Raw genomic sequence first — 25889 nt, 5'->3', positions numbered from 1 at the left:
GTTGCTCATCAGTGCCTCTCTCAACTGCCGTGTGACGTCTCTCAACTGCGGGGTAGGGCGATGTCGATGGGTGGCGCTCAGTGGGCGGCGCGGGCGGGGGCGGGCAGCCAGTCGAAGGCCTCGGCGCTTCGGCGGTCACCGGGCTTGTACTCCAGCCCCACCCAGCCCTCATAACCAGCCTTGTGCAGGCGGGCGAGAAGCTCTTCGAGGGGCAGTGTCCCGGTGCCGGGGGCGCCGCGGCCCGGATTGTCGGCGATCTGCACATGCCCGGTCCGCTCCGCAAAGCGGTCGATGACCTGCGCCAGATCCTCACCGTTCATGGACAGGTGGTAGAGGTCCATCAAAAAGCGGGCGTTGTCCAGCCCGGTGGCCTCATTGACCGCCTCCACCACCTCGACCGCCTTCGGCGCGCTCACCAGCGGACAGCGCGGCGACTCGGGCCGGTTGAGCGCCTCGATCAGCAGCGTGCCGTCGACCTCGGCGACCGCACGCGCGGCCAACGCCAGCATCTCCAGCGCCAGTTCATCCTGCACGGCAGCCTCCACCCCCTCGACGCGGTTGCCGTACAGGGCATTGAAGGCCGTGCAGCCCAACGACGCGCCGAAGGCGACCGCCACCGGCACATTCGCAGCAAACCGCGCCGACTCCTCACCCGGCACCGAGAGCGCACCCCGGTCCGGCCCCGGCAACTGCCCCGCATAAAAGTTCAGCCCCACCAGGCGCGTACCGGCATCATCCAGCGCCGCCCGCAAAGCATCCAGCTCCGCCCGCTCCGGGGTGGGGGCATCCACCCACGGCCACCACAGCTCCACCGCCGTGAAACCCGCCGCCCGCGCGGCCGCCGGCCGCTCCAACAACGGAAGCTCGGTGAACAGCATCGACAGATTGACGTTGAAGCGCATGTCCGAGAAACCCATGAAACCGAGCGCTCCTTCCGTATAGTGGAACTGCTTTTCTGCTTAACGGAAGCCTGCCTGCCGGGTTCGGAGGCTGTCAAGGGGGCCCCACGGCAATTTCTGGTGGCCGGGCCGAACCGCGCGTAGGTTGAGCGACGTGCGATTGAGAGTTGAGTTCACGACGGAGCCGTTCGACCTGGACGAGGCGCCGGCGCATGCGGTGGTGGCGCGGGAGATCGTCACCGGCGCCGATCTGGACGCCGTCGACGTCGGTCCGTTCGGCAATACGGCCGAGGGCGATGCCGAGCAGGTCCTCGGCGCGGTGGATGCGCTGCTGCGCGAATCCCTGCGGGCGGGCGCCACGCGCGTCTCGCTCCAGGTCAATGTGATCGGAGGAGCCGCGCCGGACCAGGGGGATGCGACGTGACCGAGCCCGCCGACCACCCGTTCGTCCAGGCGGTCAAGCCGCTGGTGGACGCCATGGGCGGCCAGATGGTCGCGCCGGACCAGGCCCAGGGCGACGATGTCGTGCTGACCTGGGAGGGGCAGGACCGGGTGGCCGTACGGCTCCCCCATCTGTCGGATTCGCTCGACCACATCCTCGCCGAGCTCCAGCGCCGGCACGGTATGCCGCTGGCGGAGCTGGACCGCAAGACCAAGCAGTCGGTGGTGCGGATCCTGGAGAGCCGCGGTGCCTTCTCGGTCCGGCACGGCGTCGAGACCGTCGCCAGTGCCCTGGGCGTCAGCCGCTTCACCGTTTACAACTACTTGAACAGGGAAAACGCCGCGAAGGGCACCGACTGAGGTGAACCGGGCCAGGCCCCGCCCCGACCGGCGAAGCCGCCGTCCGGAATTGCCGGACGGCGGCTTTTGTGTCGCCGAGTTTTCAACAAAGTGTTGACGTGGTGTTGCCAGGGGTCTTAGCTGTTTCCAGCCAAGCAGAGCTGTCCAGCACCAGGCCGCGGAGGCTTTTCGTGTCTTCGAGTACGTCCCCGGGGCTCGCCCGGTTCAACACCGCCGACGACGGTACGGCACGGGCCGTACTGCACGAGGTGTGTACCAGCCGGGCATGGGAGAGCAAGATCCTCGCCCAGCGCCCCTACGCCACCCCCGACGCCCTGTACACGGCCAGCGACGCCGCGATGGCCGAGCTGAGCGCGGAGGACCTGGCCGAGGCGATGGCCGGGCACCCGCCCATCGGCCGGCCGAAGCCGGGAGACCCGACCTCGCACCGCGAGCAGAGCGGGATGGCCGGCGCCTCCGACGCGCTCAAGGCGGAGATGCTCGAACTCAATCTGGCCTACCAGGAGAAGTTCGGGCACGTCTTCCTGATCTGCGCCTCCGGCCGCACCGGGGAGCAGATGCGCGACGCGGTCCGTAACCGGATCGACAACACGCCGGAACAGGAACGAGAGATCGTTCGGGTGGAGCTCGGCAAGATCAACCGTATTCGCCTGGCCCGTATCGCGGAGCACGCAGAAGGAGACGCAGCATGAGCAGCGAGTCGGCTGCGAGGACGTCGGTGTCCACGCACATCCTGGACACCAGCGTGGGCCGCCCCGCCGAGGGTGTCGCCCTCGCGCTCTCGGTGCGCTCCGGCAGCGCCGGCGCCTGGACCGCCCACGGCGCGTCCAGGACCGACGCGGACGGGCGCTGCAAGGACCTGCCCGCGCTGCCGGAAGGCACCACTCATGTGCGCCTCGACTTCGCCGTCGAGGAGTACTTCGTTTCCCAAGAGCACAGCCAACCCACGCAAGCCGAGGAACAGCAGGACGCCCCCCGCGTAAGGGACAGCGGAGCTTTCTTCCCGGAGGTGGCAATCACCTTTGCCGTCAAGCCGGGCGAGCACTACCACGTACCGCTGCTGCTCAACCCGTTCGGCTACTCCGTATACCGAGGGAGCTAGCACCGACATGACTGCCCATTCCCGCCCGGCCCGCCCGGTGATTCTCGGCCAGAACCAGTACGGCAAAGCGGAGAACCGCGTCGTCAAGATCACCCGCGACGGCGATACGCACCACATCAAGGACCTGAACGTCTCCGTCGCCCTCTCCGGCGACCTGGAGGAGGTCCACCTCTCCGGCTCCAACGCCAACTGCCTGCCCACCGACACCACCAAGAACACCGTGTACGCCTTCGCCAAGGAGCACGGGATCGAGTCGGCCGAGCAGTTCGGCATCCACCTGGCCCGGCACTTCGTGACCAGCCAGGAGCCGATCAAGCGGGCCCGTATCCGCATCGAGGAGTACGCCTGGGAGCGGATCGAGACCTCCGACGCCAACTCCCGCTTCATCGGCTCCGACGAGGTCAAGCACTCCTTCGTCCGCAAGGGCCAGGAGACCCGCCTCGCCGAGATCACCTACGACGGTGAGCAGTGGCAGATCATCTCCGGTCTGAAGGACCTCGTGGTGATGAACTCCACCAACTCGGAGTTCTGGGGCTACATCAAGGACAAGTACACCACGCTGAAGGAGGCCTACGACCGCATCCTCGCCACACAGGTATCCGCGCGCTGGCGGTTCAACTGGACCGATGACGAGCAGCGGATGCCCAACTGGGAGCGGTCGTACGACCAGGTGAAGAAGCACATGCTGCACGCCTTCGCCGAGACCTACAGCCTCTCGCTCCAGCAGACCCTGTACCAGATGGGTTCGCGCATCATCAACAACCGCTCCGAGATCGACGAGGTGCGGTTCTCCCTCCCGAACAAGCACCACTTCCTGGTGGATCTGGAGCCGTTCGGGCTCAAGAACGACAATGAGGTCTACTACGCGGCGGACCGCCCGTACGGCCTGATCGAAGCCACTGTTCTGCGCGACGGTGTCGAGCCCAGGATCCCGGTGGACCTGACCAACCTCTGACCGGCCTCCGCGCGGCTACGACGCAACGCCGGGCCTCGCGGCCCCTCCCCACCCCGCAGCGGGATGGGGCCGCGGTCCCGTTCAACCTGTTCTTCCCATATTTCGGCACCCGGAGTCGTTCCACGGTTCCGGCACTCAAATCCTCCTAGGGTCCTGCCGTGCCCGCACCATCACCGGAAAGAGGAAGCACGATGGCATCATCGGCAGCCCAGCGCATTGTCATCGAGAACTGTGCGATCGCGACCGTCGACGCCGACGACACCGAGTACGCCACCGGGTATGTCGTCGTCGCCGGCAACATCATCGAGTCCGTCGGCGCGGGCAAGGCACCGGAGGGCCTGGAGAACGTCGTCCGCCGGGTCGACGGCACCGGGCACCTGGTCACGCCCGGACTGATCAACACCCACCACCACTTCTACCAGTGGATCACCCGCGGTCTGGCCACCGACCACAACCTGTTCAACTGGCTGGTCGCGCTCTACCCGACCTGGGCCCGGATCGACGCCACGATGCTCGCCGCGGCCACCCAGGGCTCGCTCGGCATGATGGTCAAGGGCGGTGTCACCACCGCCTCGGACCACCACTACGTCTTCCCCAAGGGCTCCGGCGACCTCGTCGGCGCCGAGCTGGCCGCGGCCGCCGAGATCGGCGCCCGGATCACCCTGGCCCGCGGCTCGATGGACCGCAGCGAGAAGGACGGCGGACTGCCGCCGGACTTCGCCGTCGAGACCACCGAGGGCGCCCTGCTGGCCACCGAAGAGGCCATCGACACGTACCACGACGCCTCCTTCGGCTCGATGGTGCACATCGCCGCCGCGCCCTGTTCGCCGTTCTCCATCTCCACCGAACTCCTGCGGGAGGGCGCCAAGCTGGCCCGCCGCAAGGGCGTACGGATGCACACCCACGGCTCGGAGACCGTGGAGGAGGAGAAGTTCTGCCACGAGCTGTTCGGCATGGGCCCGACCGACTACTTCGAGTCCACCGGCTGGCTCGGTGACGACGTGTGGATGGCGCACTGCGTCCACATGAACGACTCCGACATCGCCGCCTTCGCCCGGACGAAGACCGGTGTGGCGCACTGCCCCTCGTCCAACGCCCGCCTCGCCGCAGGTATCGCCCGCGTCCCCGACATGCTCGCGGCCGGCGTCCCGGTCGGCCTCGGCGTCGACGGCACCGCCTCCAACGAGTCCGGCGAGCTCCACACCGAGCTGCGCAACGCGCTGCTGATCAACCGCCTCGGCGCCCACAAGGAGGCCGCCCTCAACGCCCGCAAGGCGCTGCGGCTCGGCACCTACGGCGGCGCCCAGGTCCTCGGCCGGACCGCCGAGATCGGCTCCCTGGAGGCCGGCAAGCTCGCCGACCTGGTGCTGTGGAAGCTGGACGGCCTCGGCCACTCCTCCATCGCCGACCCGGTCACCGCGCTGGTCTTCGGCGCGGCCGCACCGGTCACCCTCTCACTCGTCAACGGCAAGCCGGTGGTCGAGGACAACCACCTGACCAACGTCGACGAGGACGCCATCGCCCGCACCGCGCGGGCGGAGGCACAGCGTCTGGCCCGTATCGCCGCCGAGGGCTGACCCCCTCGGCGCGGTAACACGGCCGACGCACACCCGACTCGGCCGGGAGGGACGGCTCCCGGCCGACCTTGTGGATCCGAGCGGGATCCACAAGCAGCCGGACCCCGGGGGTGCGGGATTCTCCCCGTACCTCCGGGCCGGTCGGTCGCACCGCCACCGTCCACGCGCCACAAGCGCGGCCCTACGCAGCACCGCTGACCAGGCGACTTCTCGCACCACGCACCACATGGCAAGCCCTCCGTGACAGCCTCGCACCGCCGGCCGCCGGCGACGCAGAAATCGAAGGAGGCCCGCAGTGGCCGCAATGACCGGGCAGAAGTCGGAGGGGGACCGGAAGCATCCGGTCGACGAGACCCTCCCGCCCTTGAAGATGTTCACCAGCGGCCTCCAGCATGTGGCCGCGATGTACGCGGGCGTGGTGGCCCCTCCGATGATCGTGGGGCCGGCCTGCGGGCTGAGCGCCACCGAGACCGCGTTCCTGATGGGCGCCAGCCTCTTCACCGCGGGAATCGCCACCCTCCTCCAGACCCTCGGCTTCTGGAAGGTCGGTGCCAAGCTTCCCTTCGTCAACGGTGTTTCGTTCGCCGGTGTCACGCCGATGGTCGCCATCGGCAAGGCTCACAGCCCCCACGACGCGCTGCCGGTCATCTTCGGTGCGGTGATCGTCGCCGGTGTGCTCGGCTTTCTGCTCGCCCCCTACTTCTCCAAGCTCGTCCGCTTCTTCCCGCCGGTGGTCACCGGCACCGTCATCACCCTCATCGGTATCTCGCTCCTCCCCGTCGCGTTCAACTGGTCACAGGGAGGTAACTCCCGGGCACCCGACTATGGTTCCCTGACGAACATCGCGATGGCCGCGCTGACCTTCCTGATCGTGCTCGTACTGCGCCGGGTGCTGCGCGGCTTCCTCCAGCAGATCGCGATCCTGCTCGGCCTGATAGCCGGCACCCTGATCGCGGTCCCCGTCGGCATCACCGACTTCTCCGCCCTCACCAAGGCCGCCCCGATCGGTTTCCCGACGCCCTTCCACTTCGGCGCCCCGCAGTTCGACATCGCCGCGATCGTCTCGATGTGCATCGTGATGCTGGTCTGTATGACCGAGTCGACGGCCGACATGCTCGCCCTCGGGAAGATCGTCGACCGTCCGGCGGACGAGCGCACCATCGAGGGCGGACTGCGCGCCGACACCCTCGGTTCGGCCATCAGCCCGCTCTTCAACGGCTTCGCCAACAGCGCCTTCGCGCAGAACATCGGCCTGGTCGCGATGACCAAGGTGCGCAGCCGCTTCGTCGTGGCGACCGGCGGTCTGATCCTGATCGTGCTCGGCCTGTGCCCGATGGCCGCCTCGGTCATCTCGCTGGTCCCGCTGCCGGTCCTGGGCGGCGCGGGCATCGTGCTCTTCGGCTCGGTGGCCGCCAGCGGCATCCAGACGCTGGCCTCGGCCGCGATGGAGAAGGGCGACAACTCCCTGATCGTCGCGGCCGCCGTCGGCATCGGCCTGATCCCGATCGCCGCGCCGGACTTCTACCACAACCTCCCCAAGGACCTGCTGGTCGTCCTGGACTCCGGCATCAGCACCGGCTGTCTGGTCGCCATCGTCCTCAACCTCGCCTTCAACCACTTCGGCAGAAAGACACCGGACGGTGACGGCGCCGAGGCGGCCGCCGGGGACGCCCACGACGAGCCACAGCTCTCACAGCAGCCCGACCGGGCCGCCGCGGGCGGTCCCGGCGAACCCGCGACGACGCCCGCGCACTGACGGCAGGCAGCCGCCGCGCACGTCAACGGCCCGTAGGGAAGCGCCGAACTCCGGCTTCCGTACGGGCCGTTGGGGTAGGAGCGGCCGGATCAGCCGAGGTGGAAGCTCTCCCCGTACACCTTCCAGTCCAGCGGAGTGTGCAGATCGAGGTTGCCCTTCTTCAGGAACACCCGCTGCGCGGTGTCGACCCGACTGGTGTCGCTGTGCGCCTCCTCCTGCTTCATCGCCCAGACCCGGGCGTCGAGGAAGGCGTCGAGGTAGGTCTTCTCGTCGCCGCCCTGGGCCGGCGGCTTCGCCTTGGCCAGTGCCCGCTTGCGGATGCTGGAGAAGCTGGTCCGGTCGTCACCGTTGCCGTGCATCACGAGCGCGTCGTAGTACGCGAACTGCCCCAGTACGCCGATGCCGTCGGCCTTGCCCTGCTTGACCGCGGGGTTGAAGTAGCCCCGGTCCCGCTCGTCGTTCTGGGCCTTCTGGAACTCCGGGTCCTGGGCGGCCTTCTTCCAGGCCTCGGTGTAGTGGGGGTCCAGCCCCTCGTGCGAGTCGCTGCCGTCCACCTTGCGCAGTGCGGGGAGGTACGGGGCCAGGACGTTGCCGGGCTTGCGCCGGGTGTAGAGCTCGACGAGTTCGAGCATGTCGTGGGTGCCGGAGCAGAAGCCGATGATGCCGCCGGTGTAGCCGCGGCCGTCGCCGATGTCCTCGATGTACTTGTACTGCGCCTTCCAGTCCAGCGAGGAGTTCTCCGCGCTGGAGACCAGCTGCATCGCGATCTCCTTCTTCGCCGGGTCGTCGAGGCCGGCCGCGGCCCGTACGGTGCGCGGGGCGGAGTGGCTGCCTGCCGGGCGGGCGAGGTCCGCCGGGGCCGTCGTGGTGGCGACGGCGGTGGCCGGGACGGCGAGCAGGATGAGGCCGAGGGCGGCGCGGGTGGCGGTCCGGGGCAGGCGGCCGCCTATCGATCGGGTACGCATGGAGTCAGTCCTCCAGTTCGGAGCGAGCCGTGGGGGGTTCCCCAATCGTTAGGAAGCTTTCCTACCAGGCGTGGGAGATGCCGGATACCCCGTCGACACGGGGCGGCCCGAAGCCGCCCGGCTGCCGGCCGAGGCGCCACGCTGCCCCAACCCTCCCCGCACGCACGCCAGTTGCTCATGTCAGCAGCCCTCTCAGCAGCCCCTCGATCCCCGGCCCCGGATCGAAGTCGAGCACCGGAAAGGCGAGTTGACGGAAGGCAACCCCGTCCAGGTGGTCGAAGAGGATCTCGCAGTGTCGCCGCGGGGTCGGGGAGCCGAAGCGCCGCAGCCACTCCGCGCCCCAGTCGACGGCGGCTTCCCGGCCGCGGGTGAGCGCCGGGCGGAGTCCGGGCCGGGTCATGGATTCGAGGCAGAGGGCGAAGCGGGCGGCGGTCCTGGCCCGCTCGGGGCCGGTCGCGTGGCGCAGGAACCGGGTGACCGCATCGGCGAGTTCACCGATATCGGCCGGTGCGGCCCCCTCGGTGAAGTGCTCCCAGTTGCGGCGCTCCAGCGTCTGGAGGTGGTCGACGATGCCGTCGATCAGGGCCGCCCGGTTACGGAAGTAGTTGGACGTGGTTCCGGACGGGACCCCGGCCGCGGTATCCACGGCCTGATAGGTGAGCCGCCGCGGCCCTTCGCTTCCCAGGACCTGAATCGCCGAATCCAGTACCTGTTCCCGTCGCCCTGCCACTCCGAGCGCCCTTCTTGCTCTCCTTGGCCCTACAGTGCTCGTAGCGCCGATCCACTACAAACATAGTACCGCAGGCCCATGCCCCGCGCCCGACGCGAACCCGACCCGCAAACGCCCTCACCGCACCCCGCACCGGCCCCCCGGCCGAGCGCCACCCCGGTCCACCGAAGCCACCACGCCCCCCCACAAACCACTCCTTCACCCCGAAATGCCGCATGACTCCTAACATGAAGTCAGGCCGGCCCGCACCAGGCCCGGCCGGCGGTACCGACGGCGTCACGGAGAGGGGTTCCGCGGTGAACCAGGAAGCCAACGACCCGCACCGCCCCCGCCCCGGAGGGGCCGCCACACTGGAGTCCACCGTCGACTCGCTGATGGACGGGGTCTGCGCGGACCTCAAACGACTCGCGGCCATCCCCTCGATCGCCTTCCCCGGCTTCTCGCCCGAACCCGTCCTCCAGGCCCGCGACCTGCTCGTGGCCCTCCTCAGGGACGCCGGCGTGGCCCACATCGGTGAGCTGAACCTCCCCGCCACCGCCCCCGTCATCACCGGCAGCATCCCGCCGCCCACCCCCGACGCCCCCACCGTCCTGCTCTACGGCCACTACGACGTCCAGCCGCCCGGCGACGAACGGCTCTGGACCTCCCCGCCCTTCGAACCCACCGACATCGAGGGCGGTATCCGTGCCCGCGGCATCGCCGACGACAAGGCCAACCTGATGGTCCACATCGGCGCGCTACGGGCGTACGGCGGCCGTCCACCCGTCGGCATCAAGATCGTCTTCGAGGGGCAGGAGGAGTACGGCAGCGCCTTCGACACCTATCCGCCCAGCGAGCCGGACCTCTTCGACTGCGACGCGATGATCATCGCCGACACCGGCAACATCCGCCCCGGCACACCCACCCTCACCACCGCCCTGCGCGGCTCCGCCGTGGTCTTCGTCGAGGTCCGCACCCTCAACGCCGCCGTGCACAGCGGCGAGTACGGTGGCGCCGCCCCTGACGCCCTGCTCACCCTCCTCAAGGCGCTCGCCACCCTCCACGACGTCCACGGCGATGTCGCCGTCGAGGGTCTGCACCGCGAACCCTGGACCGGAACCACCCTGACCGACGACGAGTTCCGCGAGCTCGCCGGCGTCACCCCCGGCACCCCGCTCCTCGGCTCCGGCGGCCTGGGCGAACGCCTCTGGCGCGGCCCCGCCGTCACGGTCGTCGGCCTGGACGCACCGCCCGTCGAACGCGCCGCCTCCGCCGTCGTCCCCCACGCCCGCGCCAAGCTCAACCTCCGCGTACACCCCCGGCAGGATCCCAAGGAGGCCCAGGCCGCCCTCGTCCGCCACCTCCAGCGCCTCCGCCCGTACGGCATCCCGCTCACCGTCACCCCCGGCGACGCCGGCCCCGGCTACGAAGCCGCCACCGACGGCCCCGCCTACCGCGCCGCCCGCATCGCCCTGCGCCGCGCCTGGGGCACCGACCCCGTCCACATCGCCTCCGGCGGCTCCGTCCCCCTGGTCAACGGCCTGGCCAAGGCAGTGCCCCACGCCGAGATCCTGCTCTTCGGCGCCGAGGACAACCTCTGCAACCTGCACGGCCCCGACGAACGCGTCCTGCTCTCCGAACTCCGCAACACCCTGCTCACTGAGGCCGCCTTCCTGTCCGAATACGCCGCGGGCCACCGCGCGGGAGCCACCCCGTAGCGGCCCGCCCCACCGCGGCGCCTCCCATGAGCAAGGGCCGGCCCCGCCGCCCCGGGAGGGGAGCAGGACCGGCCCTCGCGACGCGTAGGACCTCAGCCCAGCAACTCGTAAGCCGGGAGCGTCAGGAACTCCGCGTAGTCCGCGTCCAGGGAGACCTTCAGGAGCAGGTCGTGGGCCTGCTGCCACTTGCCGGAGGTGAAGGCTTGCTCGCCGATCTCGGTGCGGATGGCGGCGAGTTCTTCTGCGGCGATCTGGCGGACGAGGTCGGCGGTGGCCCGTTCGCCGTGGTGTTCGCCGTCTTCGAAGACGACGCCGGCGTTGACCCACTGCCAGATCTGGGAGCGGGAGATCTCGGCGGTGGCGGCGTCCTCCATGAGGCCGAAGATGGCGACGGCGCCCAGGCCGCGCAGCCAGGCCTCGATGTAGCGGGTGCCGACCCGGACGGCGTCGACCAGGCCCTGGTAGGTGGGCTTTGCGTCGAGGGAGTCGATGGCGATGAGGTCGGCGGCGGAGACGGAGACGTCTTCGCGGAGGCGGTCCTTCTGGTGGGGCTTGGAGCCGAGGACCGCGTCGAAGGAGGCGCGGGCGACCGGCACCAGGTCGGGGTGGGCCACCCAGGAGCCGTCGAAGCCGTCGCCGGCCTCGCGGTCCTTGTCGTTCTTGACCTTGGCCAGGGCCCTCTCGTTCGCCTCGGGGTCACGGCGGTTGGGGATGAAGGCCGCCATACCGCCGATGGCGTGGGCGCCGCGCTTGTGGCAGGTGCGGACGAGGAGTTCGGTGTAGGCGCGCATGAAGGGGGCCGTCATCGTGACCGCGTTGCGGTCGGGGAGGACGAACTTGGCGCCGCCGTCACGGAAGTTCTTGACGATGGAGAAGAGGTAGTCCCAGCGGCCGGCGTTCAGGCCCGAGGCGTGGTCGCGGAGTTCGTAGAGGATCTCCTCCATCTCGTACGCCGCGGTGATGGTCTCGATCAGGACCGTGGCGCGGACGGTGCCCTGGGGGATGCCGATGTAGTCCTGGGCGAAGATGAAGATGTCGTTCCAGAGGCGGGCCTCGAGGTGCGACTCGGTCTTCGGGAGGTAGAAGTACGGGCCCTTGCCGAGGGAGAGCAGTCGCTTGGCGTTGTGGAAGAAGTAGAGGCCGAAGTCGACCAGGGCGCCGGGCACCGGACGGCCCTCGAACTGGAGGTGGCGCTCCTCCAGATGCCAGCCGCGCGGCCGCATCACGACGGTCGCCAGTTCCTCGGCGGGCTTGAGGGCGTAGGACTTGCCGGAGGCGGGGTCGGTGAAGTCGATGCGGCGCTCATAGGCGTCGATCAGGTTGAGCTGGCCGGTGACGACGTTCTCCCAGGTGGGGGCGGAGGCGTCCTCGAAGTCGGCGAGCCAGACCTTGGCGCCGGAGTTGAGCGCGTTGATCGTCATCTTGCGGTCGGTGGGACCGGTGATCTCCACCCGGCGGTCGTTGAGCGCGGCGGGCGCCTCGGCGACCTTCCAGCTGTCGTCCGCGCGGATGGCCGCGGTCTCCGAAAGGAAGTCCAGCGAGCTGGTACGGGCGATCTCGGCGCGGCGCTCGGCGCGGCGGGCGAGCAGTGCGTCGCGGCGCGGAGTGAACCGGCGGTGCAGCTCGGCGACGAAGGCGAGCGCGGCGTCGGTGAGGACCTCACCCTGGCGTTCGGGGGTGTGGGCGGGGTCGACTTCGACGATGGCCAGCGGGGACGGCGCTGGTGCGGACATGAGCTGTCACTCCATTCAGCGGCGGTGCCTGGCGGCCGCCGGGACGCCGGGCGGCACGGGGTGCCGCGGGCGCCGGAATACGGTCGCGGGCGCCGTTCGGGTACAGGGCGCTTCTGACCAGTGGAGACTAGTTTCCTTATCGCGGAACTTCAATGGTTTGTTGATGTCGAGATTCTCCGGGTCGACAGAAGCGGTGATCGAATGGCTCTCGGTGCCACGTCCGTCACTCTCCATCACCCCGGATGTCCGGGTTGCGGGCGCCATCGTCCCGCTCCGGGGCCCGGCCGCCCTGATCCAGGCGGTGCAGGTCCTCCGGTGTGTCGATGTCGTACGGCTCGGCGATGTCCGAGCACTCGACGAGGGTGAGGGCGGCCGCATGCTGCTGGAGGTAGGCGCGGGCGCCTCGATCGCCCTCGGCGGTTGCCGCGATGTCGGCCCAGCGGCCGGCGCCGAAGAGTACGGGGTGGCCGCGCCGTCCGCCGTACGAGGCCGCGGCCAGATCCGCGCCCGCGGCGTACGCGGCGATCAGCCGGGCCACCGCGGCGGCGACGATGCCCGGCTGGTCCACCAGGGACACCACGACCGCTTCCGCCCCCGAGCCGGCCAGCGCGGCGAGGCCCACGCGGAGCGAGGACCCCATGCCCTGCGCCCAGCCGGGGTTCTCCGAGGTGTGGTACGCCGAGAGATCGGCTCGTTCGCGTACGGAATCGGCGGCCGCCCCCAGCACGATGTGCACGGGGTCGCAGCCGCCGTCCCGCAGAACCCGTGCGGCGTGCTCGACCAGCGGCCGTCCCCGGTGGTCGAGCAGCGCCTTGGGCCGTCCCCCCAGACGCCGGCCGCCGCCCGCGGCGAGCAGCAGGCCGGCCACCCTCCCCTCGGGCCGCGGCGAAGCCGATGGTTCTCCCGGTGATGTCGGTGCAGTTGGTGCCATGGGGACTGCTTACCGCATCACGTCGCGCACGGTGCCCTGCCCGAGCGCGGGGCGCCGAGTGGGGGCGTGGCCCGGTTGGTCAGGCCGCGTCGTCGGACGCCCGCGGGCGGGGGATGTTCGGCCGGAAGCGCTCCCGTAGGTGGTGGGTGCGCTCCTCCATGCGCCGCCGCTCGGAGACATACCGGTGTATGTGCTCCAGGGTGATCTCCGAGGCATCGGACAGGCCGTACGCACGACAGATGAGCTGTACGACGCTGACGTCGTGAGGGTTCGGGCCGTTGCCGGGGCCGGTGTTGGGCTCCATGGCCTTCTCCGATCCAGTGATATGCCGGATATTTCCTTGGAAGGGAGAATGCTCCATTCCGCCACCCTGTACGCATCGGATTTCAGACGCCCACGCCAACGGGTGCCATGGGGAACGCATGTACTGACGCATCATCAGGCCGGAACCGGGCAACGCGCGCGAGGGACGTTCGACGGGGTGTCAACAGGGCGCCGGTGGGCTCCGGACGGCCCCGCTGAACAGCAAATGCGGTCGCGAAAGCGGCGCTTCGGACATGGCGCCGCGTTCACCCACCGGCGATGTCACGGTGAGACGCATGGCCGGATAAGGTTCTGCCCCGTTGCGGACATCGTGGCTGCCCGTCGGTGTGGCGGGTGGGCCTATTTCTTGAGTCGGGGGACGTCGTGGGAAACAGTGTGGGCTCGTCCGGAATCTTCCAGCCGCTGGAAGGCGACGACCCGCGGGCGATTGCCGGCTACCGCCTCACCGCGAGGCTCGGCTCCGGCGGTATGGGCAAGGTCTACCTCTCCTACACGCCCGGCGGACGCCCGGTGGCCATCAAGGTGATCCGGCCCGAGTTCAGCGAAGACGCCGAGTTCCGGCGCCGGTTCAAGCAGGAGGTGCAGTCCGCGCAGCGGGTGCAGGGCCTGTTCACCGCGCCGGTCATCGACAGCGACGCCGAAGGCCCGAGCCCGTGGCTCGCCACCGCGTACGTGCCCGGCCCCTCGCTCGCCGCTGCGGTCGCCGCGCACGGCAAGCTGCCCGTACCGACCGTGCTGCTGCTGGTCGCCGGGATCGCCGAGGCGCTTCAGGTCATCCATGGTGCGGGCATCGTCCACCGGGATCTGAAGCCGTCCAATGTGCTGCTGGCCGCCGACGGCCCGCGGGTCATCGACTTCGGTATCGCACGCGCCGCTGACGCAACGTCACTCACCAGCAGCGGTGTCACGGTAGGCACGCCCACCTTCATGGCGCCCGAACAGGCCGCGGGCAGCACCATCACCTCCGCCACCGATGTCTTCGCGCTCGGCCAGGTCGCGGCGTACGCGGCCATCGGCACCCCGGCGTTCGGTGAGGGCACCTCGCACGGGGTGCTCTACCGCATCGTCCACGAAGAGCCGGACCTGAGCGGACTCCCCGAGGAGCTGCGGGAGTTGGTCACCCGCTGCCTTTCCAAGGACGCCTCGGCGCGGCCGTCCGTCGCGGAGGTGATCGAGCTGTGCGGTGCGGCCTCGGGTCAGACGCAGCTGCGCCGCCCCGAGGACTGGCTGCCCACCGCTGTGGCCGCCGACATCACCACGCGCGCGGCGGCTCCGGCGCCCGCGCAGGCGCCGCCGCCCCCGCTGGAGGCCCCCACCGCGGGCGCTCCGGCCGCCCCGGCTCAGCCGCCGACGCAGCCCGTGCAGCCGCCCACCCAGGCCCCCGTACCGCCGCCGGCCGCCCCGGCGCCGTCCGTCCCGCCGGCGCCGACCGAGCTGAACCACCCGCAGACCCCGCCGCCGGGCTTCGGTCCCGCGGCGTACGCACCGACCGTCGGCGCCACCGCGCAGGGCACACCGGTGAACTCCGGCCCGCAGGCCACGGGTCCGACCGCCGCCCACCCCGCGGCCGCGGCACCGGCGGCCCCGCAGCCGCCGAAGAAGAAGCGCAAGGGGCTGGTCACCGCCCTCGTGCTGGTCTGCCTGCTGGCCTTCGCGGGCGCGGGCGGCGCCGTCGTCTACACCTTCATGAAGCCCGACGGCCAGAAGAAGAACAATCAGGCCACCAGCAACAACAAGGCGAAGAACGGCGGCGCCTCGCCGGCGCCCTCCGGGGACGCGACGGCGAACCCCGACGACGACGAGGCGAGCACTCCGGCCGCGCCGGTGCAGGACCCGAAGCCGGTCGACTTCAAGGACATCAACCTGCCCGACGAGTACCACCTGTCGATGGCCGACGAGTCGATGAAGCCGACGAACTCGGACAACGACACCGACATCGACTTCGCCTACAAGGACTACGACTACTCGGACGACCAGGTCGACACCGAGACCGGCAAGCTGGTGCTGCTCAACTCCGGTGAGCAGGGCTCGCTCGACACCTGCCGCAACGAGACCCGGTTCACCGAGACCATCCTGGCCAAGCAGCTCACCAAGGGCGCGCAGATGTGCCTGACCACGGACTACGGCCATGTCGCCTTGATCACCTTCAAGGGCTACGCACCGAAGTCGGACCCGAGCAGCTATATGACCGTCGACGTCCGGGTGTGGCGCAACGCGGTGGAGCCCAAGCAGGACTCCTGAGCCGAGGGGCACGAGCAGATGTGCAGGCAGGACGCGCGCCGCGGTCCTGCCTGCGCGCTTTGCGGGCCGGGCCCGCGAGGGACCGAAGAGTGTGGTGCCCCTCGTAGCGGTGGTGTTGGCGCGCCCTTGTGCCCGGATCGGGTCGGCGAACCGATCATTTTCGCTCTCCGTATGGCGCGAGCAGCGCAGAGTGGCGTTAACTGTCCCGCATTGCGGAACGGCAACGGCCATGGAGGACGCCGTCGTTGTGGATCAGTTGCAGAGGGACAGACGAGTGACCGGCGCCGAGGGTGACCCACGTGTCCAGGAGCTGCGCGGCGCGGTGGCCCGGCTGCGCCGTCAACTGGCGGTGCTTCCAGGGGAGCTACCGGACCGGGCGGCCGCCGATGACGAGCTGGCCGCACTGGATGCGATGGTCAGCCACGGGATGCCGGAGGTGCCCCGGCTGCGCCGTTCGTTGCTGCTGATCGCCGGGGCGGTCGGCTCGGTGAGTGCGCTGTCGCCCGCGCTGAGCGAGGTGCGCGAGGGCATCGACCGCTTCGGCGAGCTGCCGCACGGCCGGTGAGCTCAAGCGGGGCGGCCGTCAGCGGGGCGGCGTCATGAGCGGGCGGGGGAGCGGACGGCCGGCGCGCGGTGTGGCCGGTCGCTGGCGTCCGTCGGGTGCTCCCGTCCTACGCCGGCGTCTGGTTCGCCAGGGCCACCGACAGCTGCGCCGCGACGTCCTGGAGCACGGGCACGATCTTGTCCGTGGCGGCCTCGGTGACACGGCCGGTGGGGCCGGAGATGGAGATCGCCGCCGAGGTGGGGGAGTTGGGCACCGGCACCGCGAGGCAGCGGACGCCGATCTCCTGCTCGTTGTCGTCGACCGCATAGCCGAGCCGGCGGACGTCGGCGAGCGCTTCCAGGAAGCGGTCCGGGTCGGTGATCGTCTTCTCGGTGGCGGCGGGCATCCCCGTACGGCCGAGCAGCGCGCGGACCTCCTCCGGCGCGTGGTGGGCCAGCAGGGCCTTGCCGACACCGGTGGAGTGCGGCAGGACGCGGCGGCCGACCTCGGTGAACATGCGGACCGCATGCCGGGAAGGAACCTGCGCCACGTACACGATCTCGTCGCCGTCCAGGAGCGCCATGTTGGCGGTCTCGCCGGTCTCCTCCACCAGGCGGGCCAGGAACGGCCGGGCCCAGGTGCCCAGCAGCCGCGAGGCGCTTTCGCCGAGGCGGATCAGCCGGGGGCCGAGCGCGTAGCGGCGGTTGGGCTGCTGGCGTACATAGCCGCAGGCGACCAGGGTGCGCATCAGGCGGTGGATGGTGGGCAGCGGCAGTCCGCTGCTGGTGGAGAGCTCGCTCAGGCCGACCTCGCCGCCGGCGTCGGCCATCCGCTCCAGCAGGTCGAAGGCGCGCTCGAGGGACTGGACGCCGCCGCTGGCGCCCGCGGGCTTGGCTTCGGCGGCGGAGGTGCTGGCGCTGGACGGCGGCACGTCGCGTTCCTTTCGGGGCGGGTCAGATCGGTCTCGGCTGGGGGGCTTACGGGCGCCGGGCCCGACCGCAGCAGCCTACCGGTCCCCCTACGGTGACACACGGTCTCTCGCACACTCGTTCCCGCCGGTCAGGCGCTCTTTGTCTCACCTGGTGAGCCGCCGGACAGGCGGTTAGCCGCGATCTCTTGACGGTGCCAGTGGCCGTAGCTACGTTCTGCTGCGCGAAACATACTGTCCATTCTGTGGAATCCTCCAAATTGCTGGAGCGTCATGCGCATTCTCGTCATGAACCCGAACACGACGGTTTCCATGACCGCGTCGATCCGCGCCACCGCCACCGCCGTCGCCGCCCCGGGCACCGAGATCATCGCCACCGAACCCCTCTGGGGGCCGGAGTCCATCGAGGGGCACTTCGAGGGTTTTCTGAGCGCCGCGGCCGTCCTGGACCGGCTCGCCACCTTCGATACGCCCTTCGATGCGCTGGTCATGGCCGGATTCGGGGAACCGGGCCGGGAGGGTGCCCAGGAGCTGCTGCCGGTACCCGTACTGGACATCACGGAGAGCGCCGCTCAGATGGCGATGATGCTCGGCCACGCCTACGGCATCGTCACCACCCTTGACCGCGCCGTACCGCAGATCCGGGACCGGCTGCTGACCGCCGGGCTGCTGGAGCGCTGTGCCGCGGTGCGCGGTACCGGGCTGGGCGTGCTGGAACTGGAGCAGGATCCCGAGCGGACCGTCGAGGTGATCGTCGAGACCGCGCGGGAGGTGGTCCGGGCCGGCGCCGAGGTGATCTGCCTGGGGTGCGGCGGGATGGCCGGGCTGGAGGAGAAGGTGGCCGCGGCGCTCGGTGTGCCGGTCGTCGACGGGGTGGCCGCTGCGGTCAAGTTCGCGGAGGCGGTCGTCGGGCTCGGACTCACCACCAGTACGCACCGCAGCTTCGCACCGCCCCGCCCCAAGGTCATCAGGTCGTGGCCGCTGAGTACCCATCTGTCCCCGGAGCGCGCTCAGGGCTCCCCATGTCACACAGAATTTTCCGCACAGACATCAGACATCTGATAACTGCTCTCTAAGCTCCACCCCATCTGCCTGGGAGGACACCGTGACAACACCCCCGCAACCGGATCCGCGGCTCTTCAACGAGGACCTTGCGCCGGCCGCCGAGCGCAAATGGGGCACGTACAGCATCTTCGCGCTGTGGATGTCCGACACTCACGCCATCAGCAACTACGCTTTCGCGGCCAGCCTGTTCGTGCTGGGACTGCCGGCCTGGGAGGTGTTCACCGCGCTGCTGGCCGGCATCACGATCGTCTACTGGCTGATGAACCGGATGGGGCATGCGGGGCATCGCACCGGCGTCCCCTATCCGGTGCTCGCCCGGGCGAGCTGGGGCGTCTACGGCGCCAATATCCCGGCCCTGCTGCGCGCGGTGATGGCGGTGGCCTGGTACGGCATCCAGACCTGGCTGGCCTCGACCGCCGTGGTGCTGCTGACCCTCCAGATCGCGCCGGGGCTGGAGGTGTACCACCACAACTCGGTGCTGGGGCTGTCCACCCTGGGCTGGACCGCGTTCCTGCTGATGTGGGGGCTGCAAGCCGTGCTGCTGACCCGGGGGATGGAGTTCATCCGCAAGGTCCAGGACTTCGCGACCGGCCCGGTGGTGTGGCTCGTGGTGCTGGCGCTCGCGCTGTATCTGGTCGTCAAGGCCGGCGGCGAGATCTCGCTGACCCGCAGCATCACCGGTCTCAGCGGCTCCGCGCAGATCGAGCAGAGTCTGATCGCGGTCAGCCTGACCGTGGCCACCTTTCTGACCCTGGTGCTCAACTACGCCGACTTCGCCCGCTTCACGCCTGACCACCGCTCCTACCGGCGCGGCAACCTGATCGGCCTGCCGGTGAACTTCACCGCCTTCGCGGTGGTCGCCGTACTCGTCACCGCGGGCACCATCTCGGTCTTCGGTGAGGCGATCCACGACCCGGTGAAGGTGATCCAGAAGATCGACAACCCGGTGGTGACGGTCATCGGCGCGCTGGCCTTCATCGTCGCCACCATCGGCATCAATGTCGTCGCCAACTTCGTCTCGCCCGCCTACGACTTCGCCAACCTCGCCCCGAAGTATCTGGACTTCAAGCGCGGCGGCATGATCACCGCGGTGCTGGCCGTCGTCGTCATGCCCTGGAAGCTGTACTCCTCGGCCCTGGTGATCCAGTACTTCCTGGGGGCGCTGGGTGCCTTCCTCGGCCCCCTGGTGGCGATTCTGCTCGTCGACTACTACCTGGTGCGGCGCGGCCGGATCGACGTCGATGCGCTGTTCTCCGCCGATGCCGAGGGCGCCTACTTCTACCGTAGGGGCTACAACCCGAAGGCCGTGCTCGCCTTCCTGCCGGCCGCCGCGGTCTCCGCCTCGCTCGCCCTGGTCCCGGCCTTCGGTGCGGTGGCGCCGTTCTCCTGGATCTTCGGGATGCTGCTCTCCGGTGCGCTCTACGTCCTGGTGTCGGGGCGGGGGAGGGCGGCAGCGGCCGCCGGGCCCTTCCCGCAGGACCGGATCCCCTCGCAGGTCAGGGCCGGCGCGGCGGAAGAGCCGGTGGCCGGGGCGAGGGACGGGGCGGTGGGGGCGCCGGTGCCGGCGGAGGGGTCTTGACGGCGCGGGATCCGGAGTGAAGACTCATTCAACAGACTGTTGAATTCGGATCCTGTGGAATGCAGAGCGCCGGATTCCGGTCCGGACACCGTTCCGGAGCCCGCTCCGGGGTGACTGCGCGCGGTGGACGCCGCGGCCCTCGACGGCCGTGCGCCCACCGCGCGGCCACGCAACCATGAAGACACGAAACGAGGAGGGGACCGGGTGTCCGCAACAGAGCTGGTGCTTCGCTCCACGCGCGTCGTCACCCCCGAGGGGACCCGCGCCGCGTCCGTCACCGTCAAGGACGGCACGATCGACGCGGTGCTGCCGTACGACGCCGAGGCCCCGGCCGGGGCGCGGACCGCGGACCTCGGCGACGACGTCCTGCTGCCCGGCCTCGTCGACACCCACGTCCACGTCAACGACCCCGGCCGCACCGAGTGGGAGGGCTTCTGGACCGCCACCCGCGCCGCCGCGGCCGGCGGTATCACCACCCTCGTCGATATGCCGCTCAACAGCCTGCCGCCCACCACCACCGCGGCCCACCTCGACACCAAGCGCGCGGTGGCCCGCGGCAAGGCCCATGTCGATGTCGGCTTCTGGGGCGGCGCCATCCCCGGCAACGTCAAGGACCTCCGCCCGCTGCACGACGCCGGGGTCTTCGGCTTCAAGTGCTTCCTGTCGCCCTCCGGCGTGGGCGAGTTCCCCCAGGTCGACCAGGAGCAGCTGGCCGCCGCCCTCGGGGAGATCGCCGGGTTCGGCGGGCTGCTGATCGTGCACGCCGAGGACCCCGGCCATCTCGACGCGGCACCGGAGCCGCACGGCCCCAAGTACGCCGACTTCCTCGCCTCCCGCCCCCGTATCTCCGAGAACGACGCCATCGCCCGGCTGATCGTTCTCGCCCAGCAGCTCGATGCCCGGGTGCACGTCCTGCACCTGTCCTCCAGCGACGCGCTGCCGCTGATCGCCGCGGCCAAGCGCGAGGGCGTCCGGATCACCGTGGAGACCTGTCCGCACTTCCTGACCCTGGCCGCCGAGGAAATCCCGGACGGCGCAACGGAGTTCAAGTGCTGCCCGCCGATCCGCGAGGCCGCCAACCAGGACGCGCTGTGGGAGGGCCTGGCCGACGGCACCATCGACTGCATCGTCTCCGACCACTCACCCTCCACCGCCGACCTCAAGACCGCCGACTTCGGCGCGGCCTGGGGCGGAATCTCCTCCCTCCAGCTGGGGCTGCCCGCCATCTGGACCGAGGCCCGCCGGCGCGGCCACTCCCTCGACGAGGTGGTGCGCTGGATGGCCACCGCCCCGGCGGCACTGGTCGGCCTGGAACAGAAGGGCGCCATCGAGCCCGGCAGGGACGCCGACTTCGCGGTCTTCGCCCCCGAGGAGACCTTCACCGTCGACCCGCAGGCCCTCCAGCACCGCAACAAGATCACCGCATACGCCGGGAAGACCCTGCACGGCGTCGTACGGTCCACCTGGCTGCGCGGCCGGCAGATCAACGACGGCGCCACCCTCGCCGAGCCCACCGGCGCCCTGCTCGAAAGGTCCGACCGCGCATGACCACCGACGGCATACCCCGCTACACCGGCGACGCCGGCCCGTACGGAGGCGGCGACCCGTACGCCGACTACCGCACGCCAGGACCGGCCGGCTTCCCCTTCAGCCACCTCCCCGACCTCGCCGACCGCCGGCTGGGCGCCGGTGTGATCGCCGCGAACGACGAGTTCTTCGCCGAGCGCGAGAACCTGCTCACGCCCGCGCCCGCCCACTTCGACCCCGAGGCCTTCGGCCACAAGGGCAAGATCATGGACGGCTGGGAGACCCGCCGGCGGCGCGGCACCGACGCCGCGCACCCGTTCCCCGGCGACGCCGACCACGACTGGGCGCTGATCCGCCTCGGCGCGCCCGGCGTGATCCACGGCATCGTCGTCGACACCGCCCACTTCCGCGGCAACTACCCGCAGTCCGTGAGCGTGCAGGGCGCCCGGGTCGCCGGCTCCCCGTCCCCCGAAGACCTGCTCGCCGACGACATCGCATGGACGACCCTCGTCCCGCGCACCGCCATCGGCGGGCACGCGGCCAACGGCTTCGCCGTCGAGACCGGCCGGTGCTTCACCCATCTGCGCCTCAACCAGCACCCCGACGGCGGCATCGCCCGCCTCCGCGTCCACGGCGAGGTCGTCCCGGACCCCGACTGGCTTGCCGCACTGGGCACCTTCGACCTCGCCGCGCTGGAGCACGGCGGCCAGGTCGAGGACGCCTCGGACCGCTTCTACTCCTCGCCCACCCACACGATCCAGCCGGGCCGCTCCCGCAAGATGGACGACGGCTGGGAGACCCGGCGCCGCCGCGGCACCGGCAACGACTGGGTCCGCTACCGCCTCACCGAGCAGTCCCGGATCCGCGCGGTGGAGATCGACACCGGCTACCTCAAGGGCAACTCGGCGGGCTGGGCGGCCCTGTCCGGACGCGACGGGGAGCGGGGCGACTGGGTGGAGCTGCTGCCCCGTACGCGGTTGCAGCCCGACACCGTCCACCGCCTGCTGCTGGACGACGCCCCCGCCACCACCCATGTGCGGCTGGACATCTTCCCGGACGGCGGTATCGCCCGGCTCCGGCTGCACGGCTCGCTCACCGAGGAGGGCGCCCGCCGACTCGCAGCCCGCCACGAGGAGTTGGGCCGCTGAGATCGCAACGGCCATGATGCGGGCATGACTGGTGAACGATCTTCCGCGCCGGCCACGGTGATACGGCTCACGCGGTACACGAAGGCCGAGCAGAGCGAAATCCTCGGCGACGGCCCGGACCCCTTCGGCGTCGCGGCAACCGGCCTGACCTGGCTGCCCAAGGAGGAGCACTTCGGCATCAGACGGGACGGCAGGCTGGTGGCGCACGCCGGGCTGCTGCGGCTGCCGCTGTCGGCCGGCGGGACCGAGACGCAGGCCGTCGGCGTCGGCGGGGTGGCCGTCGCACCGGACCTGCGGGGGCACGGACTGGCGCGGCTGGTCGTCAACGCCGCGCTGGATCACGCCCGTACGCTCGGGCCGCCGTACGGGCTGCTGTTCTGCCGGCCGCCGCTGGTCGCCCTCTACGAACGGCTCGGGTGGCGCCCCGTGCAGGCGGACGTCGAGGTCGAACAGCCCAACGGGCCCGTGATCATGCCGCTGCGGACCATGTGGACGCCCCTGCACGAGGATGCGCGGTGGCCTGACGGGCCGGTACGGCTGCGCTCGCTGCCCATGTGACCCACGCGCCCCGTGACGTGACGGAGCGCGTGCTTCACGGGGGGCCGGGACACCGAACCGGCGGGCACCGCACCGCACCACACCGCGCCGCGGCGTCCCGGCCCCCCGTCTCAGCGCAGAATCACCTCATTGACCACAGGCGCCGCCGCCCCCTCGCGCCACACCAGCCGCACGCCCGCAATCTCCCCGTCGCCGGCCGCGAAGCGCGTGAACGCACCGGACAGGGTGCCGAGCGGGCGCCAGGCGCCGCCCTTACGGACCTCGACCCGGGCGGCCCCGGCCGGTGCGCCCTGCGGCCGCAGCACGACCACGGACCGTGCCGTACGGGGCGTGTCCGGGGTGAACTCCAGCTGCTCGCCGGGCTGCGCCGCCCGCGCCGCGCGGTAGAAGGTCGCCGGGTCACCGTCCGCCGCCGACCGCAGCGCACTGCCCTCCGCCGCGGGCGGGCCGCCGGACACCGCGACCTCACCGGCCCCGGCGACCGTGAACTCCCGTACCACCAGCCAGTTGTCCTGCGCCTGCGTGGCCCGCGCGCGGACGTACCGGGCGGTGGTGCCGGCCGGCGGCTCGACGCTCACCTCGGACCGCGTGGCGAAGGCCGCCAGCTGCCGCCAGTTCTTGCGGTCCGAGGAGTACTCCAGGACGCCATGGTGCAGATAGTCGTCCGGGCTGCCGCTCTTGGCCATCTTGAGGGTGACCGTGCCCAGCGGGCGTTCCGTATGCAGATCCAGACCGATGAACGAACCGGCCTTCGGCCCCGCACCGCTCCAGAAGTACGTCGCCTCGTCACCGTCGGCCATCCGGGAGACCGCATTGTCCTGATAGACCGACAGATCGGTCGACGCCCTGGGACGTCCGACGACCCCCAGCGCCTCGTCATGCGCGGCGAGCGCATCCTCGACGAAGGTGTCCAGCACCCCGTCGGCCACCTGCACCGGGATCCGCTTCCCCTTCATGTCCACATACACGAAGGACGTGGCGGTCCGCACCAACTCCGGTATCTGCTGCCGCAGTTGCCACGCGCTGGCCTCATCGCCCGCCCTGACCGCTTCGGTCAGCTGGAGGGCGGTACGTGCCGCCACGCCCCAGGCGTGGGTCGCCCCCAGCCACGGCCCGCTGTCCTCGATGAAGCCCCGGTCGGCGAGCCGGTCACGCAGCACCGCCGGAGCGTCCTGGAGGTTCCGCAGCACCGCATCGAGCCGCCGCGCGTCCCCGCCCTTGTGGAACTCCCCTATGGCGGCGGACAGTTCGGGTGCCTGCTGCGGGTTGAGCGACGAGGAGTAGCCGGCGTCCGCGAAGGCCCTGAGCGCCCTGGCCGTACGGGCGTCGCCGCCGGCCAGCTCCTCGATCGCCGCGCCCCAGGAGGCCCGGGCGTCATAGGCCGCGTCGTTCCAGGCGTAGTCGGCCACCGTGTGCAGCGCGATCTTCGACGCCGCCGGCTGGATCATCGGATTCGCGGTGATCCCCGCCAACTGCGCCGGCAGCCCCTTCTCCCGCCCGTTGAACGGCCCGAGCAGCAGCCGGCCGGTCACATAGTCGTTGACCGGGTAGTTGTCCCAGGTCAGGATCGGATGCCCGAAGACCTCGCGGGCCTGCCGGGCCTGCGCGACGGTCATCACCGGCGCGATCACCCCCACCCCCGTCCACTCCACCAGCACGTCCTTGTCCAACTGGGTGGCCAGTGCCTTCTTGTACGGGGACGGCTGCACGTCGTAGTACTCGGTCGGCACCATCTGGAGCGGCTGGGCGCCCGGATGCCGGGCGATGAACTCCTGGTTGACGCGGTTGAGCAGATGCGCCTGTGCCGCGCCCGCCGCCCCGCCGCCGGTGCCGAACCTGTCCTTGTCCGCCGCGCAGTTCCAGTCCGTATAGCTGATGTCGTCCAGCGGCACGGCGAAGGTCCGTACGCCGATGTCCCACAGCGTCCGGAACTTGGCGGTCAGCGCCTTGAGATCGGCATCGGAGCTGTAACAGACGGAGAGGCCGGGGGAGAGCGCATAGGTGAACTCCACATGCCGCTCCCGGGCCCGGTCCACCAGCTCCTTGATCTGCGCGAGCCGGTCCGCGGGGTACGGATCGCGCCACTTCTCCCGCAGATAGGCGTCGTCCTTGGGCGAGTACACATAGAGGTTCATCTTGTGCGCGCCGTAGAAGTCCAGCTGGTCGAGGCGGGCCCGGTGGGACCAAGGGGTGCCGTAGAAGCCCTCGATGACACCGCGCAGCGGGGTGGCCGGCCAGTCCCGTACGACGGTGCCGGCTATCCGCGCGCCGGGTCGGTCGCGGTGCGGCAGCAACTGCCGTAGCGACTGGGCGGCGTAGTACGTGCCGGTGGCGTCCTTGCCGGCCAGCGCGATCCGGCCGTCACCGACGGCCAGCGCATACCCCTCGGCGGGGAGCGAGGCACTGTCCCGCGCGCCCAGAGACTTCAGCGCCCGCGCCGCGCCCGCACCGTCCACATACACCGTCAACTGCCGCCCGGCGGGCGCCCGCCCGGCCCGGACGACCCGGTCCGCGCCGGCATCCCTGAGCGACTTCTCGACGAGCGCCAGCGCCGCGGCATCGGTCTTCGGGCCGGCGACGACGGTGACGGCAGGGGTGAGGGTGACCCGGTCGGAACGGCTGTGGACCGACTGCGGGGTGGGGGAGATGGCCGGGGCCGGTCTGTCCCGCGCGGGCTCCTGGCGCCCGGCGGCGCCCGGTGGCCCCGCCGCCATGCCCAGCAGGGGGATCATGGCGAGGGCCAGCGCCAGTGCGGTGGCCGCCGCGGTGCGCGTACGGTGCATCCTTCGGTCCTCCTCGGTACGGCGAGGTACGGGGTGAAGCCGCTGC

23 protein-coding genes are annotated in these 25889 nt (G+C 70.6%); 15 read left to right on the top strand and 8 right to left on the bottom strand.

What is annotated here, in order from left to right; genetic code table 11:
• Nucleotides 1-77: 77 nt before the first annotated feature.
• On the bottom strand, nt 78-917 hold the full coding sequence (locus tag ACZ55A_RS09400; RefSeq protein ID WP_468836558.1) for a TIM barrel protein: 840 nt from the start codon (nt 915-917) through the stop codon (nt 78-80).
• A gap of 136 nt (nt 918-1053) precedes the next feature.
• On the opposite strand from ACZ55A_RS09400, the gene ACZ55A_RS09395 reads away from it, so the two are divergent.
• The 7 genes from ACZ55A_RS09395 (at nt 1054) to ACZ55A_RS09365 (ending at nt 7090) form a co-directional block, all read left to right on the top strand.
• Entirely contained in the window at nt 1054-1323 is a 270-nt protein-coding gene (locus ACZ55A_RS09395; RefSeq protein WP_468836556.1) for a YkoF family thiamine-binding protein, read from the top strand.
• A complete protein-coding gene (locus tag ACZ55A_RS09390) occupies nt 1320-1700 on the top strand; it encodes a helix-turn-helix domain-containing protein (RefSeq protein ID WP_468836553.1) in 381 nt (126 codons plus the stop codon). The genes ACZ55A_RS09395 and ACZ55A_RS09390 overlap by 4 nt, the downstream gene beginning before the upstream one ends.
• Nucleotides 1701-1870: 170 nt before the next feature.
• A complete protein-coding gene (gene uraD, locus ACZ55A_RS09385) occupies nt 1871-2392 on the top strand; it encodes a 2-oxo-4-hydroxy-4-carboxy-5-ureidoimidazoline decarboxylase (RefSeq protein WP_468836551.1) in 522 nt (173 codons plus the stop codon).
• A complete protein-coding gene (gene uraH / locus ACZ55A_RS09380; protein ID WP_468836550.1) occupies nt 2389-2802 on the top strand; it encodes a hydroxyisourate hydrolase in 414 nt (137 codons plus the stop codon). Before uraD ends, uraH begins: the two co-directional genes overlap by 4 nt.
• Before the next feature lie 7 nt (nt 2803-2809).
• Nucleotides 2810-3757 (top strand): factor-independent urate hydroxylase, encoded by a 948-nt coding sequence (pucL, locus tag ACZ55A_RS09375; protein WP_468836549.1) that lies wholly within the window; start codon nt 2810-2812, stop codon nt 3755-3757.
• 191 nt (nt 3758-3948) lie between these two features.
• A complete protein-coding gene (locus ACZ55A_RS09370; RefSeq protein ID WP_468836548.1) occupies nt 3949-5334 on the top strand; it encodes an 8-oxoguanine deaminase in 1386 nt (461 codons plus the stop codon).
• 304 nt (nt 5335-5638) lie between these two features.
• Nucleotides 5639-7090, top strand: a complete 1452-nt coding sequence (locus ACZ55A_RS09365; protein ID WP_468836656.1) for a nucleobase:cation symporter-2 family protein — start codon at nt 5639-5641, stop codon at nt 7088-7090.
• 89 nt (nt 7091-7179) lie between these two features.
• On the opposite strand, the gene ACZ55A_RS09360 is transcribed toward ACZ55A_RS09365, so the two are convergent.
• Nucleotides 7180-8055, bottom strand: a complete 876-nt coding sequence (locus ACZ55A_RS09360; RefSeq protein ID WP_468836547.1) for a chitosanase — start codon at nt 8053-8055, stop codon at nt 7180-7182.
• A 175-nt stretch (nt 8056-8230) separates the two neighbouring features.
• Nucleotides 8231-8785, bottom strand: coding sequence for a TetR/AcrR family transcriptional regulator (locus tag ACZ55A_RS09355; RefSeq protein ID WP_468836544.1), 555 nt, complete (start codon nt 8783-8785; stop codon nt 8231-8233).
• Nucleotides 8786-9081: 296 nt separating this feature from the next.
• On the opposite strand from ACZ55A_RS09355, the gene ACZ55A_RS09350 reads away from it, so the two are divergent.
• On the top strand, nt 9082-10482 hold the full coding sequence (locus ACZ55A_RS09350) for a M20/M25/M40 family metallo-hydrolase (RefSeq protein ID WP_468836541.1): 1401 nt from the start codon (nt 9082-9084) through the stop codon (nt 10480-10482).
• A gap of 92 nt (nt 10483-10574) precedes the next feature.
• Here the strand turns inward: ACZ55A_RS09350 and aceB are convergent, their stop codons facing one another.
• The 3 genes from aceB to ACZ55A_RS09335 all read right to left on the bottom strand — a co-directional run bounded on the left by aceB (nt 10575) and on the right by ACZ55A_RS09335 (nt 13450).
• Nucleotides 10575-12215 carry a malate synthase A gene (gene aceB / locus ACZ55A_RS09345; RefSeq protein WP_468836539.1) on the bottom strand — a complete coding sequence of 547 codons (1641 nt, stop codon included), beginning with the start codon at nt 12213-12215 and terminating at the stop codon, nt 10575-10577.
• Nucleotides 12216-12438: 223 nt separating this feature from the next.
• Entirely contained in the window at nt 12439-13083 is a 645-nt protein-coding gene (locus tag ACZ55A_RS09340; RefSeq protein ID WP_468836537.1) for a nucleotidyltransferase family protein, read from the bottom strand.
• A gap of 142 nt (nt 13084-13225) precedes the next feature.
• Nucleotides 13226-13450, bottom strand: a complete 225-nt coding sequence (locus tag ACZ55A_RS09335; RefSeq protein ID WP_468836536.1) for a hypothetical protein — start codon at nt 13448-13450, stop codon at nt 13226-13228.
• Between the two features lie 383 nt (nt 13451-13833).
• Here ACZ55A_RS09335 and ACZ55A_RS09330 point away from each other — a divergent pair, with 383 nt between their 5' ends.
• Both ACZ55A_RS09330 and ACZ55A_RS09325 read left to right on the top strand, forming a co-directional pair.
• Nucleotides 13834-15711 carry a serine/threonine protein kinase gene (locus ACZ55A_RS09330; protein WP_468836534.1) on the top strand — a complete coding sequence of 626 codons (1878 nt, stop codon included), beginning with the start codon at nt 13834-13836 and terminating at the stop codon, nt 15709-15711.
• Nucleotides 15712-15985: 274 nt separating this feature from the next.
• The gene (locus ACZ55A_RS09325) at nt 15986-16276 is read left to right on the top strand and encodes a DUF5955 family protein (RefSeq protein WP_468836531.1); all 291 of its coding nucleotides are present in this window, start codon (nt 15986-15988) and stop codon (nt 16274-16276) included.
• Between the two features lie 106 nt (nt 16277-16382).
• Here ACZ55A_RS09325 and ACZ55A_RS09320 read toward each other — a convergent pair whose 3' ends face one another.
• Nucleotides 16383-17186 carry an IclR family transcriptional regulator gene (locus ACZ55A_RS09320; protein ID WP_468836528.1) on the bottom strand — a complete coding sequence of 268 codons (804 nt, stop codon included), beginning with the start codon at nt 17184-17186 and terminating at the stop codon, nt 16383-16385.
• Between the two features lie 270 nt (nt 17187-17456).
• Here ACZ55A_RS09320 and ACZ55A_RS09315 point away from each other — a divergent pair, with 270 nt between their 5' ends.
• From ACZ55A_RS09315 to ACZ55A_RS09295, 5 genes are all read left to right on the top strand, one after another.
• Nucleotides 17457-18245 carry an aspartate/glutamate racemase family protein gene (locus ACZ55A_RS09315; protein ID WP_468836525.1) on the top strand — a complete coding sequence of 263 codons (789 nt, stop codon included), beginning with the start codon at nt 17457-17459 and terminating at the stop codon, nt 18243-18245.
• A gap of 43 nt (nt 18246-18288) precedes the next feature.
• On the top strand, nt 18289-19827 hold the full coding sequence (locus ACZ55A_RS09310) for an NCS1 family nucleobase:cation symporter-1 (RefSeq protein WP_468836523.1): 1539 nt from the start codon (nt 18289-18291) through the stop codon (nt 19825-19827).
• 204 nt (nt 19828-20031) lie between these two features.
• Complete coding sequence (gene allB / locus ACZ55A_RS09305; protein ID WP_468836520.1) at nt 20032-21375, top strand: allantoinase AllB; 1344 nt, start codon at nt 20032-20034, stop codon at nt 21373-21375.
• A complete protein-coding gene (alc, locus tag ACZ55A_RS09300; protein WP_468836517.1) occupies nt 21372-22502 on the top strand; it encodes an allantoicase in 1131 nt (376 codons plus the stop codon). The genes allB and alc overlap by 4 nt, the downstream gene beginning before the upstream one ends.
• Nucleotides 22503-22526: 24 nt before the next feature.
• A complete protein-coding gene (locus ACZ55A_RS09295) occupies nt 22527-23060 on the top strand; it encodes a GNAT family N-acetyltransferase (protein ID WP_468836514.1) in 534 nt (177 codons plus the stop codon).
• Between the two features lie 110 nt (nt 23061-23170).
• Here the strand turns inward: ACZ55A_RS09295 and ACZ55A_RS09290 are convergent, their stop codons facing one another.
• Nucleotides 23171-25843, bottom strand: coding sequence for a beta-N-acetylglucosaminidase domain-containing protein (locus tag ACZ55A_RS09290; RefSeq protein ID WP_468836512.1), 2673 nt, complete (start codon nt 25841-25843; stop codon nt 23171-23173).
• Nucleotides 25844-25889: the final 46 nt, after the last annotated feature.

Source organism: Streptomyces sp. NPDC034111 (genome assembly GCF_055575375.1).
The sequence above is the reverse complement of the archived record's forward strand: the minus strand, read 5'-3'. Positions and strand labels throughout refer to the sequence as shown.